Below are 15,646 nucleotides of genomic sequence, written 5' to 3' on the forward strand. Positions count from 1 at the left end.
GTTATATGTCTATCGAGGGCTTTTCTGTTTCGGAAATATGCCGAGAAGCGGCAGTGATGGTCAGAAGGAATCTACTCGCAATTGTTATTGCTTGTATTCCGTTGATTATCGTGCACTCAATTTTTGCTTTTATGTATCCTGAAATGACGGGGCAAGATCAAGCGAACGTTCAAGAAGGCAATGTCTCAGGATTTTATTTCGTCACAATTATTTTGTACCCACTTGTTGCCGCTATGGCGGCTGTGCGTGTGCATCGAATTTATTTAGTCGGCGATTACATGCACTCGGCGTTGGATGTATTTCGTTTGTCAGCTCGAGAATTCCGTTTCATAGGCTGGTGGATACTGTTTGGACTGATGATGATGCTCGTTATTGGTATCCCGATCTTTGTGTTGTCGTTTATCTACATTGCAGAAAGTGGTGAAGCCGACTTTGTTGCTATGGCTATTATCACAACGATTGCAAGCATTCCTGGCTATTGGGTAATGGCGCGATGGTCATTTGTGTTGCCAGCGACTGCAATGGATCATCAGCCGCGCAGTTTGCGTCGTTCGTGGAACCAGAGCAGACCATACAACAAACAAGTATTCATTTTGATGGGACTAATTCCATTGGGTGCGGGCTTGCTCAGTCAGCTGATCTTTAGCCACTTTACGAATCTCTTTATGTTGAGCCTCGTCGGTGTGGCCTATGGTATTTTTGGCGCGTACCAGCTGGCATTGTTATCGTTGAGCTATAAAACGGTAGTGGATATCGAACGCGCTCGTTTTGATACGCCATCACAGCCACCAAAAACGGGTGAAGAATTTTCCGCTTAACCCTTTGATCGTTTTTACATGATACCTCCGTTTAGGAGATGGTCTGCGGCAGGTTGATACCTTCCTGCCGCCTTCGCGTTATTCACGCAAAATACCCATGTCCATTTCATGGCTGAATGACAGGGACATTCACACGTATACTCACAACAGTACTTCTTTTTATTAAGGAACCCTACATGTCCATTTGGCAACGGGTCAATTTCACCCATCGCTTTAGTCAATTACCGTCAGCGTTCTATACGTTGGTCGAGCCACAACCCTTGGACAACACTCGCTGGGTCGCTTGGAATGGTGAGTTTGCACAGCAGTTTGGTTTACCAGCAGAGCAAAACGATGAGTTATTGGCGGTTTTTTCTGGGCTAAGTGAATTCGAACAATTTCGTCCTCTTGCGATGAAATATGCAGGCCATCAGTTTGGCGTTTACAACCCAGATTTGGGCGATGGACGTGGATTACTGTTGGCAGAAATTGAGCATCAGGATGGTACTTGGTTTGATCTTCACCTCAAAGGTGCAGGGCTAACGCCTTACTCGCGAATGGGGGATGGGCGAGCGGTATTACGCTCGACTATCCGTGAGTACCTGTGCAGTGAAGCCATGGCGGGCCTTGGGGTTCCCACGACACGTGCTCTCGGTATGATGGTCAGTGATACACCTGTTTATCGAGAAAAAACGGAATCGGGCGCTTTGTTACTTCGAATGGCTGAAACCCATGTTCGATTCGGTCACTTTGAGCATTTCTTTTACACCAACCAGTTAGCAGAGCAGAAGCTGTTGGCGGATAAGGTGATTGAGTGGCACTTTGCTGATTGTGCATCGGCGGAGAAACCATATGCCGCGATGTTTGACGCCATCGTGACTAAAACAGCCGAGATGATCGCATATTGGCAAGCTTTTGGTTTTGCGTATGGCGTGATGAATACCGATAACATGTCAATTCTTGGGCAAACTTTTGATTATGGTCCGTTTGGCTTTCTTGATGATTATGAGCCGGGATACATTTGTAATCATTCAGACTACCAGGGTCGTTACGCATTTGATCAACAGCCTAGAATTGCGCTTTGGAACCTGTCAGCACTGGCGCATGCGTTATCGCCACTCGTTGAACGAGAAGATTTAGAATCGTCGTTGAGTCAATTTGAAGTTCATTTAAGCCAGCAGTTCAGCCGCGTCATGCGTGAGAAGTTGGGCTTAAAAACTAAGATAGCGGAAGACGGGCGTTTGTTTGAAGCTATGTTTGAGCTTCTTCACCAGAATAAAACGGACTACACTCGCTTCTTCAGAACACTTTCAAACCTTGATAATGCGCCTTCCCAAGCCGTAATCGATTTATTTCTCGACCGAGAAGCAGCGCGAGCTTGGCTTGATCTGTATTTAGCTCGGTGTGAACTAGAGGTTGATGAACTAGGGGGCCTGATTTCAACCGAACAGCGTTGCAAACAGATGCGTCAAGCCAATCCCAAATACATCTTGCGTAACTACTTGGCTCAGTTGGCGATTGATAAAGCGGAAGAAGGGGACTTTAGCGAATTACACCGATTGGCCGAACTGTTAAAACGCCCATTTGATGAGCAACCCGAGTTTGATGGTTATGCGAAATTGCCGCCGGAATGGGGGAAAAAAATGGAGATAAGCTGTTCTTCATAAGTGGGTCATTTTCCACCCATTTGTATCTTTTTCTTGGGTGGAATTCACTCGTTACACTTCGGATTCATGTTAATGGACTGTGTTAATTTATTGAAATGCATATAAATTTTAACATGGTCCATTAATTGCTCTTTGTTGAACATCCGTACCCATCGCCTAACACCTAGTTACTCATGGACTGGATTGGATGTGATTCAACAAGGAGAATAATAATGTTTAAGCCTCTAACTCTACTATCTGTCTCTGCACTTGCTGTTACCAGTTTTAATGCTGCCGCAAATTGTGACCCGGGTGAAACGGTCATCAAGTTTAGCCATGTAACGAATGCGGACAAACACCCTAAAGGCATCGCGGCTTCGTTACTTGAAAAGCGCGTCAACGAAGAGATGAACGGTAAAGTCTGTATGCAGGTGTTTCCTAACTCAACACTTTATGATGATGACAAAGTGTTGGAAGCGCTACTGAATGGTGATGTTCAACTCGCTGCTCCTTCTCTTTCTAAGTTTGAGAAATTCACCAAGAAGTACCGCCTTTTCGATCTCCCTTTCTTGTTCGATGATGTCGACGCGGTTGACCGTTTCCAAAACTCGGAAGCGGGTGAAAAGCTGAAAAACTCAATGAAACGTCGTGGCCTACAAGGCATTGCGTTTTGGCATAACGGCATGAAGCAAATGTCAGCCAACAAGCCGCTCATTTCTCCAACTGATGCTGAAGGACTTAAGTTCCGTGTTCAAGCCTCTGATGTACTCGTTGCTCAGTTTGAGCAGCTAGGTGCTAACCCACAAAAAATGTCGTTCAAAGAAGTTTACGGCGGCTTGCAAACTAAGGTTATTGATGGTCAAGAAAATACTTGGTCAAACATTTACGGCAAAAAATTCTTCGAAGTTCAAGATGGCATTACGGAAACGAACCACGGAATTCTGGATTACTTAGTTGTGACGTCAAACGACTTCTGGAAAAACCTACCAGATGATCAGCGCGAGCAGTTAAATACCATTATTCAAGAGGTAACTGCGCAGCGTAATGCTGAGTCAACCAAAGTAAACCTTGCGAATAAGAACAATATCATCGAAGCCGGTGGTGTGGTTCGTACTCTAACGCCAGAACAGCGCCAAGAATGGGTCACTGCACTTCAACCAGTATGGAAGAAGTTCGAAAAAGACATTGGTTCTGACCTAATCGAAGCCGCTTTGGCGTCTAACCAAAAATAATAACACCTAGCACATTTAGCCCTCTCAAACTAAGGGGGCTCTTTCCCTCTACAGACGACGTGATGTAATTATGGAACAGACTTTTTTTGCCAAGGCTGGACGAATCACCGATGCCATTGAAGAGACTTTGATTGCTTTCTTCTTGGGTGCCATGACCTTGCTGACCTTTGCCAATGTCATCTTTCGTTATGTCTTTAACGACAATATTCTTTGGGCGCTTGAGCTCACCGTTTTCATGTTCGCATGGATGGTGTTGGTTGGCGCATCTTATGGTGTGAAAAAACACTTTCATATTGGTGTCGATGTCATTATTAACATCGTTCCGGAAGGTAAACGAAAAGCCCTGGCGCTTTTTGCAGCAATGTGTTGCTTAGCCTTCTCTATTTTGCTGTTAATTGGCGCTTGGAACTACTGGTATCCGTTCGCTACTGACCGAGCGTGGTATGAAACGGACGATATTCCGATGCCTGAAATACTCCAGTTCATGGCTGACTGGTTAAATGAGGGAGAGCGTTATGAAAAGCTGCCACGTTTTATTCCTTACTTCGCTTTGCCACTTGGAATGGCGCTACTAACGTTTAGATTTGTTCAAGTCACGTGGCAAATCGCTACTGGTAAGCTCGATCGCTTGATTGCAGGACATGAAGCGGAGGAAGAGCTCGAATCTCTTAAAGCTGAGATGAGTGACGCTGAAGACGTAATGGCTCCAAAAGCCTCGCAAGACGCTAAAAACAAGGAGCAATAAGCCATGGATATCTTATTTCTATTTTTGATGGTAATTGGCTTTATGCTGGTTGGCGTGCCAATTGCTATTTCGCTGGGCCTTTCCAGTGTTCTTTTCCTTTTAATGCATTCGGATGCCTCTTTAGCGTCAGTTGCTCAAACGCTGTTTAATGCATTCGCGGGCCACTACACGCTGTTGGCTATTCCATTCTTTATATTGGCTTCAAGCTTTATGTCTACGGGTGGCGTAGCAAAGCGGATCATTCGTTTCGCCATTGCCATTGTAGGCTGGTTCCGCGGCGGTTTGGCGATGGCTTCGGTTGTAGCGTGTATGATGTTTGCCGCGTTGTCAGGTTCCTCACCTGCAACGGTTGTTGCCATAGGTAGTATTGTTATCGCAGGTATGATCAAAAACGGTTACTCAAAAGAGTTTGCTTCTGGGGTAATTTGTAACGCAGGTACGCTAGGGATTTTGATCCCACCTTCGATTGTGATGGTGGTGTATGCAGCCGCAACGGATGTGTCAGTTGGACGTATGTTCCTTGGTGGTGTGATTCCCGGTTTGCTGGCGGGTGTCATGTTGATGATCGCGATTTACATTGCCGCGAGAATCAAGAACCTTCCAAAACAACCTTTTGTCGGTTGGAAAGAAACCTTTGATGCCGCCAAGGATGCAAGCTGGGGCTTGTTGTTGGTCGTCATCATTCTTGGTGGTATCTATGGCGGTATCTTTACGCCGACAGAAGCCGCTGCGGTCGCTGCTGTGTACTCGTTCTTTATTGCTAACTTTGTATACAAAGACATGGGGGCATTTGCAGACAAGAAAAACACTAAACCTGCGCTCGTTAAAATCTTCCAAACCTTTGTTCATAAAGACACCAAACACACCCTGTATGAAGCGGGCAAACTCACCATCATGCTGCTGTTCATCATTGCTAATGCCTTAATTTTGAAGCATGTTTTAACGGAAGAACGCATCCCGCAAATGATCACCGAGTCGATGCTCTCGGCTGGTCTCGGACCAATCACTTTTTTGATTGTGGTGAACGTCTTGTTGCTGATTGGTGGTCAGTTCATGGAGCCATCAGGCTTGTTGATCATTGTTGCGCCGCTCGTGTTCCCAATTGCGATTGCATTAGGTATAGATCCAATTCATTTGGGCATAATGATGGTGGTGAATATGGAGATAGGAATGATAACGCCGCCCGTGGGTCTTAACTTATTTGTGACCGCTGGTGTTGCCAAAATGTCGATGATGAACGTAGTGAAGGCAGCATTACCCTGGGTTGGAGTGATGTTCTTGTTCCTAATTATCGTCACATATGTACCATGGGTTTCGACTTGGTTGCCTACTACCTTGATGGGGCCGGAGATCATTACCAAGTAATGGAAGCCAGAAAGTAGAAAGAGGTGTGAGAATTCACACCTCTTCGTCTATTGACTTGTAACAAGTTTTGCGCGGGTCTGAATTAATTCGACGTTCATAGTGTCGCCACCTCTTTTTATTTTTACGACGCTCTTCACCGAATCTTCTCTCTTCTTGATAGCAACCGTCTACGAGCACGGTATCTGTAACAATCGGTATTCTCACTTTTTCGTTCATATCTATAACAACCATGATAAACCCGTTGTTAAAAATTATGATTCAAGTTGAATATAATGCCAGCTATTTGAACGTGTTTTATTTGTAAAGGTCTTTATTTATTTGGTAGCGCTGCATCTTGTCGTAAAGGGTTTTTCTTGGCACATTCAATTGGCACATTGTCTGTTTAATACTACCGTTGTTTTCTAATAAAGCGCCTTCAATGGCTGCTCTCTCAAACTCCGCCACTTGCTCTGCAAGGCTTGAGGAAGACTTAGCGACTGGGTTTGATTCTCCCAACTGAATTAACTTACCCAATAGCACAAAACGCTCTGCGGCATTTCTGAGTTCTCGAACATTGCCAGGCCAGTCATGGCTCATCAGTTGCGCTAGATCTTGGGGTGACAAGCTAGGTGAGCTTTTGCCATAACGTGAAGCTGCTACCAACAGAAAGTGGTGAAAGAGGGCTGGAATGTCTTCTTTTCGTTCGCGTAGTGGCGGGAGATCCAAGGTCACGACATTGAGCCGATAATAGAGATCCTGACGGAAAGTACCTTCTTCAGCTGCGTGTTTTAAATCGACCTTTGTTGCGGCAATCACTCGAATATCTAAAGGCAATAATTCATTTGAACCGACACGCTCAATCACGCGCTCTTGTAATACCCTCAATAAACGAATTTGGGCTTGGATAGGCATCGACTCGATCTCATCCAAGAAAAGTGTGCCGCCTTGTGCAAACTCAAATTTACCGATACGACGGCTTTCGGCGCCAGTGAATGCGCCTTTTTCATGGCCGTAGAGTTCACTCTCAATTAAGTTCTCTGGAACCGCTCCACAATTTACGGCGACAAAGTTTTGGTTCCGGCGAGAGCTTTGCTCATGTAAAGAACGAGCGATTAACTCTTTCCCTGTACCGGTTTCACCAAACAATAAAATATCGGCGTCGGTATCGGCGATTTGGGTGATGGTCTCTCGTAATATTTGGATGCTAGAGGTTTCACCAATAACTCGTGGACCAAGGGTTTTACTGGCTTTAAGTGACAGGCGCAGTTTTTCATTTTCATTGGTTAGTTTGCGCTTCTCAATCGCCCGCTTAACCGTTTCAACCAAATGCTCTGGCGCAAAAGGTTTCTCAATAAAGTCGTAAGCGCCTTGATGAAGGGCTTGCACTGCCATGGAAATATCACCGTGTCCAGTGATCATGATGACGGGTAAGTTTGCATCGCGTTGAGTCAAAGTTGTTAGCATATCCATACCAGAAATGCCCGGTAAACAGATATCAGTGACCACGACGCCAGCTTCTTCTCCTTGCTGCATCGCTATTAAAGCCGACTCTGCATCCACAAAAAACTTGGCGTCGATATCCGCAAGTTCAAAGGTCTGTTCTATAGCGAGTCTGAGATCGGCCTCATCATCAATAAAAAACACCTGACACATGATCTTATCCTTTTGATGGTTCAGTGTTGTAAGAAGTGATAGGTAAACACAATGAGAATCGAGCGCCGCCTTGTTCTCGATTATGGGCACATAATTTTCCATTCATACTGGCTAAGATTTGTTGCGAGATAGAGAGACCCAAACCTAAACCGTTCAGTTTAGTGGTTAGAAACGGCTCACATAAATCAGAAAGTGAGAAAGAGCCAAGTCCTGGGCCATTATCATCAACATGAATCCAAACTAAATCAGTGTGCTCATCGTGTTCTACAGATAATTCTACCTGTTTGTCTTGTTGTTCTTTGAGTGCTTCTATCGCATTAGTCAGTAAATTGACCAACACTTGCTCCAGTTGAATAATATTGATCTGCACTTCAACATCATGCTCTGGCAAATTTGTTTCTAACGTGACGCGCCCTGATTTAAATGCGGGCTTCATCAGTTCTTTTACAGAGGCTATCACAGGGAACAATCGAGATTGAGCCAACTCGTCACCACTGGTTTTTTTGGCGAAAGAGCGAAGTTGCTGACTGATATTTGCCATACGGTCAGTGAGAGCAGAAATGCGAGTGAGATTATCTTCCACTCGCTCATATTTTTCTTTTTTTAGAAACAGCTTGCCGTTCTCCGCAAAGCTACGAATTGCTGCAAGTGGATTATTCAGTTCATGGCTGATACTGGCCGACATTTGTCCTAACACCGCGAGTTTCGCTGCTTGCACCAATTCATCTTGAGTAACGCGTAAAGTTTGCTCGGTATCGATACGCTGTGCGATCTCCGCTTGCAACTCGGCAGTCCGTGCCATGACTTGATATTCCAACTTTTGATTTGCTTCTTGTTGAATTCGTTCAAGTTGCAAGTGACGCTGTTGACGGTGATAGATAAGCTGACCAATTAAAAACAAAACCATGAATGCTAGAGTGAGTACAAAGATGTAACCCATGGTGAACCAAACGATCGACTGTTTAGGAGACAGCACACGAATTGTCAGTTTGAGTTCGGGAAGGGGCAGCGAAGAGACCACCAAGGTTCCTTTATTGTATGGGTAACCCTGTTTAAGCTCAGAATGCACCTCGTCCAAACTACCCACTAATCCAAGCGTTTCAATTGGCGCATCAAGATATTGTTGGCTTGCCCAAACTTGCTTTTTCTCTTTTTTTGTCAGTGGTTGTAAGCTTTTGAGTAGCCATTCACTTCGGCTACTCATGAAAACAATTCCGTATGGGTCGCTGGCGACAAAAACACTGTTTGGTTGCTGCCAGTTGTCCTCTATCTTACTTAGGTCCATCTTCACCACGACGACACCAAGTACACCGCCAGCGTATATGATGGGATAAGAATAGTAGTAGCCACGTTTACCAGATGTTGAGCCCAGTGCGTAGTATTGGCTTCTTTTGCCTACAATGGCTTGTTTGAAATAAGGGCGAAATGCAAAATTTCGCCCGATAAAGGAGCGCTGTTTACGCCAGTTGCTGGCCGCGATCGTTGTACCCCATTGATCGATTAAGTACGTATCCGCTGCTTCAATCACGCCATTAACGGATTCTAAATACCGATTAGTGATTTCCAGTTGCGCACTGTTGTTGGGGTGCAGAAGCGCTTGATAAAGTGGATCATCTTTAGCGAGAAGATTTGGGATATGGGCGTACTTATCGAGTTTATTTTTTATATGGCCAGAAAATTGCTCAAGCTGTGATTGGTGTTTATCAAGTAGAGATTGATAACTGGTCTGCCAAACCCAATGGCCACCGATAATTGCGCACAGGAAATAGAAAGCAAAAAATGTCAGCAGAATCCGTTTTTTTTGCGACATCCTTACACTCCTTACAACTTCCTTTGGTCACGTAAGAAAATGTTAATAGTTTGTAGGAAGGATTAGGGATTTAGTTTTCAACTCTGTGGAGTAAAACAAGAGCAAGATCTCTTTTTAGGCTTTTCGATAAAAAAACCGGTCGATTCTCTTGAAAAAGTCGCTATTGTCCCCATTCTAGATATGCTGGCGATGCTTAGACGGTGTCTGAATCGCATTTTTGAAGAAAAAATGGGTCAGCATTCGAGAATTTAGCGCAGACAATGTCCACATAGTGGCTATTGGCTCGACAGGGTTGCGACAGATCGCTAGAATGTCGCGTCTAAAAATTCTGTCCTGAGGCTAATAGGAGATACCTTTGGTTATTTTATCGAAGATATCACTGATTAGTCCGGTACTGACAACCAGTATCGATACTCGATTTTAAATTAGGTGTTCGGACAGAACACTACACAAGGATGAAGCGTAAGCTCCTCTGAGTTTCGCTCATACGCTCGGAAAACCGAGCCACTTTAGAGGTTTATATATAATGCAAGTTACTGTTGAAACGCTAGAGGGCCTAGAGCGCCGTCTAAACATTACTGTTCCAGCTGCAAACATCGAAGACGCTGTAACAGCTGAACTACGCAACATCGCTAAAAACCGTCGTTTCGATGGTTTCCGTAAGGGTAAAGTGCCTCTAAAAATGGTTGCTAAGATGTACGGCAAAGCAGTACGTCAAGACGTTCTTGGTGAAGTAATGCAACGCCACTTCATCGAAGCTATCGTTAAAGAGAAAATCAACCCAGCTGGCGCTCCAACTTTCGCTCCTGTAGAGAACAAAGAAGGTTCAGACCTAGTTTTCACTGCAACTTTTGAAGTTTACCCAGAAGTTGAGCTTAAAGGCCTAGAGAGCATCACTGTTGAAAAACCACTAACAGAAGTTAAAGATGCAGACGTAGAAGAGATGATCGATACTCTACGTAAGCAACAAGCAACTTGGGTTGAAGTTGAAGAAGCAGCAGAAGATGGCAAACGCGTAAGCATTGACTTCGTTGGCTCTATCGACGGTGAAGAGTTCGAAGGTGGTAAAGCTGAGAACTTCCCTCTAGAAATGGGTGCTGGTCGCATGATCCCTGGTTTCGAAGACGGTATCGCAGGTAAAACTGCTGGTATGGAATTCGACATCGACGTGACTTTCCCAGAAGATTACCACGCTGAAAACCTAAAAGGTAAAGCAGCTAAGTTCGCAATCAAAGTGAACAAAGTTGAAGCTCGTGAACTACCAGAACTAAACGACGAGTTCGTTGCTAAGTTCGGTGTTGTTGAAGGTGGTGTTGAAGCACTTAAAGCTGAAGTTCGTAAGAACATGGAACGCGAACTTAAGCAAGCTGTTAAGAACCGCATCAAAGAGCAAGCGATTGACGGTCTAGTTGAGCAAAACGACATCAACGTACCATCAGCGCTTATCGAGCAAGAAATCCAAGTTCTACGTCAACAAGCTGCACAACGCTTCGGTGGTAACCCAGAAGCTGCTGCTCAGCTTCCACGTGAACTGTTCGAAGAACAAGCTAAACGTCGCGTAGTTGTTGGTCTTCTACTAGGTGAAGTAATCAAATCTGAAGAGCTAAAAGCGGACGACGAGAAAGTTAAAGCGCTAATCGAAGAAATGGCTACTGCATACGAAGATCCATCAGAAGTTATTGCTTACTACGAGCAAAACGAAGAAATGATGAACAACATGCGCAACGTAGCTCTAGAAGAGCAAGCAATCGACGCGATCATCGCTAAAGCACAGGTTTCTGAGAAAGAAGTAGGCTTCAACGAGCTACTTAACCAACAACAACCTGCTGCTTAATAAGCAATATCTTGCGTAGAAGGTTGACTTAACGTTAACTATTCTGCTAACAATGGTCCGTATGATAGTCATCATCCGGGCCATTTATTTTAGGGACATAAGAATATGAGCTACCAAGAAAAAAATGCAATGTCGCCAATTATGGACGCGCTAGTACCAATGGTGGTTGAACAAACTTCCCGAGGCGAACGTTCTTACGACATCTACTCACGTCTGCTGAAAGAGCGCGTGATTTTTTTAACGGGTCAAGTGGAAGACCACATGGCAAACCTTGTCGTGGCTCAGCTACTTTTCCTAGAATCTGAAAATCCAGATAAAGATATTTTCCTATACATCAACTCACCAGGCGGCAGCGTAACAGCAGGTATGTCTATTTACGACACCATGCAGTTCATTAAGCCAAATGTGAGCACAGTATGTATGGGTCAAGCATGTTCAATGGGTGCCTTCCTGCTTGCAGGTGGTGCGCCAGGTAAGCGTTACGTACTGCCTAACTCTCGTGTAATGATCCACCAACCATTGGGTGGTTTCCAGGGTCAAGCTTCTGATATCCAAATCCATGCTCAGGAAATCCTGACGATTAAACAGAAGCTAAACAAGTTGTTAGCAGAACATACAGGCCAACCTCTTGAAGTCATTGAGCGCGATACTGATCGTGATAACTTCATGTCATCAGAGCAGGCTGTGGAATACGGTATCGTGGATGCAGTGTTAAGCCACCGTGGCGAGTAATTTGCCAGCGCATTTTGGCAAAAATTGATATACACTCATTCATGAAGAGTAAAGGCTAAGAGGTTAGCGAATGACAGATAAAAGCAAAGAAAGTGGCAGCGGTAAATTGCTGTACTGTTCTTTCTGCGGCAAAAGTCAGCACGAAGTTCGCAAGCTAATCGCAGGTCCGTCAGTGTACATTTGCGACGAGTGTGTCGACTTATGTAACGATATTATTCGCGAAGAAATCAAGGATGTTCTCCCTAAGAAAGAATCTGAAGCGTTACCAACGCCAAAACAGATCCGTGAACACCTTGATGACTATGTGATCGGGCAAGATTACGCGAAAAAAGTGCTCGCAGTTGCGGTATATAACCACTACAAGCGTTTACGCAATGGTGATACAACGAGCGAAGGTGTGGAGCTTGGTAAGAGTAACATCCTTCTAATTGGTCCTACAGGTAGCGGTAAAACACTACTTGCGGAGACATTAGCTCGATTCTTGGATGTGCCATTTACAATGGCAGACGCGACGACACTAACCGAAGCCGGTTACGTAGGTGAAGACGTTGAAAACATCATCCAAAAGCTTCTGCAAAAATGTGATTACGATGTAGCTAAAGCGGAACGCGGCATCGTTTACATTGATGAAATTGATAAGATTTCACGCAAAGCTGAAAACCCATCTATTACGCGTGACGTATCTGGTGAAGGTGTTCAGCAGGCGCTACTAAAACTTATCGAAGGTACGGTTGCATCGGTTCCACCTCAAGGTGGTCGTAAGCATCCTCAGCAAGAATTCCTACAAGTGGACACATCTAAGATCCTGTTCATCTGTGGTGGTGCTTTTGCTGGCTTAGACAAAGTGATTGAGCAGCGTGTTGCAACAGGTACAGGTATTGGCTTTGGTGCTGAAGTTCGTTCGAAGAATGAATCGAAGACAGTAGGTGAGCTATTTACTCAAGTTGAACCTGAAGACTTAGTGAAGTACGGCCTCATTCCAGAATTCATTGGTCGTCTACCTGTAACAACAACACTGACTGAGCTTGATGAAGAAGCATTGATTCAGATCCTATGTGAACCGAAGAACGCACTGACCAAGCAATATGCAGCATTGTTTGAGCTGGAAAACGCTGAACTTGAATTCCGTGAAGATGCGCTGCGCGCTATCGCGAAAAAAGCAATGGAGCGTAAAACAGGTGCTCGTGGCTTACGCTCGATTCTTGAAGGCGTGCTACTTGAAACCATGTACGAATTACCATCTGCAACAGACGTTAGTAAAGTCGTGATTGATGAGTCCGTCATTAATGGCGAGTCAGAGCCACTGCTTATTTACAGTAACGCAGACAATCAGGCAGCTGGAGCAGAGTAAATTCAGCCATAATGAAAAAGGAGGTAAGTAATTACCTCCTTTTTTTATTTCTCTTATTGAATCCAAACAATTAGCCCCCATATACTGCCTTAAGTAATACGTTAAACGTGAAAGCGGAAGAGAGAATTATATGAACTTGGAACGTTCCGAGCGTATCGAGATCCCGGTACTACCTCTACGTGACGTAGTGGTCTACCCACACATGGTTATTCCATTGTTTGTTGGTCGTGAGAAATCGATTAGCTGTCTAGAAACGGCGATGGAAACCAACAAACAAGTTCTTCTTGTGGCACAAAAGCAAGCGGATACTGACGAGCCTACGGTTGACGACCTATTTGACGTAGGTACGGTAGCCACCATTCTCCAGCTCTTGAAGCTTCCGGATGGCACAGTAAAAGTATTGGTCGAAGGCCAGCAGCGAGCAAAAATCAATCACTTTAAAGAGAGTGACTTCTTCTTAGCGGAAGCTGAATTTGTTGTTACGCCAGAATTGGATGAGCGTGAGCAAGAAGTGATTGTGCGCAGCGCGATTAATCAGTTTGAAGGGTTCATTAAGCTAAACAAGAAGATTCCACCAGAAGTGCTAACGTCACTTAATGGTATCGACGAAGCTGCACGCTTAGCGGATACCATCGCGGCTCATATGCCGTTGAAGTTGGTGGATAAGCAGCAAGTGCTTGAAATTGTTGACGTTACTGAGCGTCTGGAATTCCTGATGGGTCAGATGGAATCAGAGATCGACTTGCTGCAAGTTGAAAAACGAATTCGTGGTCGCGTTAAAAAGCAAATGGAAAAATCTCAGCGTGAGTACTATCTGAATGAGCAAATGAAAGCGATTCAGAAAGAACTTGGTGAGATGGAAGACGCACCAGACGAGTTCGAAACGCTACAGAAGAAGATTGACGAATCAAAAATGCCTCAAGAGGCACGTGAAAAGACAGAGCAAGAGCTGCAAAAGCTTAAGATGATGTCTCCAATGTCTGCTGAAGCAACAGTGGTTCGTAGCTACATCGATTGGATGGTCAGCGTTCCTTGGGCTAAGCGCTCAAAAGTTAAGAAAAACTTAGCGAAAGCAGAAGAGGTTCTTAATGAAGATCACTACGGTCTAGAACGCGTCAAAGAACGTATCCTTGAATACCTGGCGGTTCAAAACCGTATCAACAAGCTAAAAGGTCCTATCCTTTGTCTTGTTGGTCCTCCTGGTGTAGGTAAAACGTCTCTTGGTCGTTCAATTGCTTCAGCTACTGGCCGTAAGTATGTTCGTATGGCGTTGGGTGGTGTGCGTGATGAAGCGGAAATTCGTGGTCATCGTCGTACTTATATCGGCTCATTACCAGGCAAATTGATCCAGAAAATGTCGAAAGTTGGTGTGAAAAACCCGCTGTTCTTATTGGACGAAATCGACAAAATGTCTTCAGATATGCGTGGTGATCCGGCATCGGCTCTACTAGAAGTCCTTGATCCTGAACAGAATAACTCGTTCAACGATCACTACTTAGAAGTGGATTACGATCTCTCTGACGTTATGTTTGTTGCGACATCGAACTCGATGAACATCCCGGGTCCATTGTTAGACCGTATGGAAGTTATTCGTTTATCTGGTTACACCGAAGACGAGAAGCTGAACATTGCAAAACGTCACCTTGTTGATAAACAAGTGAAGCGTAATGGCTTGAAAGCGGATGAGATCGTCATTGAAGATTCTGCGATTATTGGCATCATTCGTTACTACACGCGTGAAGCGGGTGTCCGTAACTTAGAGCGTGAGATTTCTAAGATCTGCCGTAAAGCAGTGAAGAACATCTTGCTGGATAAGGACATCAAGTCAGTAACGGTAACGATGGACAACCTAAAAGAGTACTTAGGTGTTCAACGTTTCGATTACGGTAAAGCGGATGAAAGTAACCGAATTGGTCAAGTAACTGGTCTAGCTTGGACCGAAGTGGGTGGCGATCTATTAACGATTGAAACTCAATCAATGCCAGGTAAAGGTAAGCTAACACAAACGGGTTCTCTTGGTGATGTGATGCAAGAGTCTATCCAAGCAGCAATGACAGTGGTTCGCTCTCGTGCAGAAAAGCTAGGTATCAATACTGACTTCTACGAGAAGAAAGATATTCACGTACACGTCCCGGAAGGCGCGACACCAAAAGATGGCCCAAGTGCGGGTACAGCAATGTGTACAGCATTGGTTTCTTCTCTGACAGGCAACCCTGTGAAAGCAGAAGTAGCGATGACGGGTGAAATCACACTGCGTGGTGAGGTTCTACCTATCGGCGGCCTAAAAGAGAAGTTACTTGCGGCACACCGTGGTGGCATTAAGACAGTGCTAATTCCAAAAGATAACGAGCGTGATTTGGAAGAGATTCCTGATAATGTTATCGCTGATCTGGAAGTTATCCCTGTACAGTGGATTGATGAAGTACTGAAAGTCGCACTAGAGCGAGACCCGACGGGCGTTGAGTTTGAGTCTCAAAAATAGTGATGTGTAGCAAAAATAAG

Annotated in this window: 12 protein-coding genes; 9 read left to right on the forward strand and 3 right to left on the reverse strand. The window is 44.7% G+C overall.

Annotation, left to right across the window (positions count from 1 at the left end; all coding sequences use genetic code 11):
• Positions 1 to 5 precede the first annotated feature (5 nt).
• The 5 genes from R7O12_RS10345 (at position 6) to R7O12_RS10365 (ending at position 5,785) form a co-directional block, all read left to right on the forward strand.
• Entirely contained in the window at positions 6 to 818 is an 813-nt protein-coding gene (locus R7O12_RS10345) for a sugar transporter (RefSeq protein WP_318105000.1), read from the forward strand.
• Between the two features lie 176 nt (positions 819 to 994).
• A complete protein-coding gene (locus R7O12_RS10350; protein WP_318125801.1) occupies positions 995 to 2,464 on the forward strand; it encodes a protein adenylyltransferase SelO in 1,470 nt (489 codons plus the stop codon).
• A 212-nt stretch (positions 2,465 to 2,676) separates the two neighbouring features.
• Positions 2,677 to 3,675: a TRAP transporter substrate-binding protein gene (locus tag R7O12_RS10355; RefSeq protein WP_017634784.1), complete on the forward strand. Its 999-nt coding sequence runs from the start codon at positions 2,677 to 2,679 to the stop codon at positions 3,673 to 3,675.
• A gap of 70 nt (positions 3,676 to 3,745) precedes the next feature.
• Positions 3,746 to 4,420, forward strand: coding sequence for a TRAP transporter small permease (locus R7O12_RS10360; RefSeq protein WP_005384308.1), 675 nt, complete (start codon positions 3,746 to 3,748; stop codon positions 4,418 to 4,420).
• 3 nt (positions 4,421 to 4,423) lie between these two features.
• A complete protein-coding gene (locus R7O12_RS10365; RefSeq protein WP_104978915.1) occupies positions 4,424 to 5,785 on the forward strand; it encodes a TRAP transporter large permease in 1,362 nt (453 codons plus the stop codon).
• Between the two features lie 33 nt (positions 5,786 to 5,818).
• Here the strand turns inward: R7O12_RS10365 and R7O12_RS10370 are convergent, their stop codons facing one another.
• From R7O12_RS10370 to R7O12_RS10380, 3 genes are all read right to left on the reverse strand, one after another.
• Entirely contained in the window at positions 5,819 to 6,001 is a 183-nt protein-coding gene (locus tag R7O12_RS10370) for a hypothetical protein (RefSeq protein ID WP_021034161.1), read from the reverse strand.
• Positions 6,002 to 6,079: 78 nt separating this feature from the next.
• Positions 6,080 to 7,417 (reverse strand): sigma-54-dependent transcriptional regulator, encoded by a 1,338-nt coding sequence (locus tag R7O12_RS10375; protein ID WP_017819922.1) that lies wholly within the window; start codon positions 7,415 to 7,417, stop codon positions 6,080 to 6,082.
• A gap of 4 nt (positions 7,418 to 7,421) precedes the next feature.
• A complete protein-coding gene (locus R7O12_RS10380; protein ID WP_017819921.1) occupies positions 7,422 to 9,227 on the reverse strand; it encodes an ATP-binding protein in 1,806 nt (601 codons plus the stop codon).
• A 526-nt stretch (positions 9,228 to 9,753) separates the two neighbouring features.
• Here R7O12_RS10380 and tig point away from each other — a divergent pair.
• The 4 genes from tig to lon all read left to right on the forward strand — a co-directional run bounded on the left by tig (position 9,754) and on the right by lon (position 15,626).
• Positions 9,754 to 11,061, forward strand: coding sequence for a trigger factor (gene tig, locus R7O12_RS10385; protein WP_005382251.1), 1,308 nt, complete (start codon positions 9,754 to 9,756; stop codon positions 11,059 to 11,061).
• Positions 11,062 to 11,166: 105 nt separating this feature from the next.
• On the forward strand, positions 11,167 to 11,793 hold the full coding sequence (gene clpP, locus R7O12_RS10390) for an ATP-dependent Clp endopeptidase proteolytic subunit ClpP (RefSeq protein WP_005382347.1): 627 nt from the start codon (positions 11,167 to 11,169) through the stop codon (positions 11,791 to 11,793).
• Between the two features lie 70 nt (positions 11,794 to 11,863).
• Positions 11,864 to 13,144: an ATP-dependent protease ATP-binding subunit ClpX gene (clpX, locus tag R7O12_RS10395; protein ID WP_005382345.1), complete on the forward strand. Its 1,281-nt coding sequence runs from the start codon at positions 11,864 to 11,866 to the stop codon at positions 13,142 to 13,144.
• Positions 13,145 to 13,274: 130 nt separating this feature from the next.
• A complete protein-coding gene (gene lon, locus R7O12_RS10400; RefSeq protein ID WP_005382343.1) occupies positions 13,275 to 15,626 on the forward strand; it encodes an endopeptidase La in 2,352 nt (783 codons plus the stop codon).
• The last annotated feature ends 20 nt before the right edge of the window (positions 15,627 to 15,646 follow it).

The sequence above is a fragment of the Vibrio sp. Vb1574 genome (assembly GCF_033338675.1).

What these genes read in the sequence shown, in the direction of transcription:
- R7O12_RS10350 (WP_318125801.1), top strand. Translation starts at nt 995, where the DNA reads ATGTCCATTTGGCAACGGGTCAATTTCACCCATCGCTTTAGTCAATTA.
- R7O12_RS10380 (WP_017819921.1), bottom strand. Translation starts at nt 9,227, where the DNA reads ATGTCGCAAAAAAAACGGATTCTGCTGACATTTTTTGCTTTCTATTTC.
- R7O12_RS10360 (WP_005384308.1), top strand. Translation starts at nt 3,746, where the DNA reads ATGGAACAGACTTTTTTTGCCAAGGCTGGACGAATCACCGATGCCATT.
- R7O12_RS10365 (WP_104978915.1), top strand. Translation starts at nt 4,424, where the DNA reads ATGGATATCTTATTTCTATTTTTGATGGTAATTGGCTTTATGCTGGTT.
- R7O12_RS10345 (WP_318105000.1), top strand. Translation starts at nt 6, where the DNA reads ATGTCTATCGAGGGCTTTTCTGTTTCGGAAATATGCCGAGAAGCGGCA.
- R7O12_RS10355 (WP_017634784.1), top strand. Translation starts at nt 2,677, where the DNA reads ATGTTTAAGCCTCTAACTCTACTATCTGTCTCTGCACTTGCTGTTACC.
- R7O12_RS10370 (WP_021034161.1), bottom strand. Translation starts at nt 6,001, where the DNA reads ATGAACGAAAAAGTGAGAATACCGATTGTTACAGATACCGTGCTCGTA.
- R7O12_RS10375 (WP_017819922.1), bottom strand. Translation starts at nt 7,417, where the DNA reads ATGTGTCAGGTGTTTTTTATTGATGATGAGGCCGATCTCAGACTCGCT.
- lon (WP_005382343.1), top strand. Translation starts at nt 13,275, where the DNA reads ATGAACTTGGAACGTTCCGAGCGTATCGAGATCCCGGTACTACCTCTA.
- tig (WP_005382251.1), top strand. Translation starts at nt 9,754, where the DNA reads ATGCAAGTTACTGTTGAAACGCTAGAGGGCCTAGAGCGCCGTCTAAAC.
- clpP (WP_005382347.1), top strand. Translation starts at nt 11,167, where the DNA reads ATGAGCTACCAAGAAAAAAATGCAATGTCGCCAATTATGGACGCGCTA.
- clpX (WP_005382345.1), top strand. Translation starts at nt 11,864, where the DNA reads ATGACAGATAAAAGCAAAGAAAGTGGCAGCGGTAAATTGCTGTACTGT.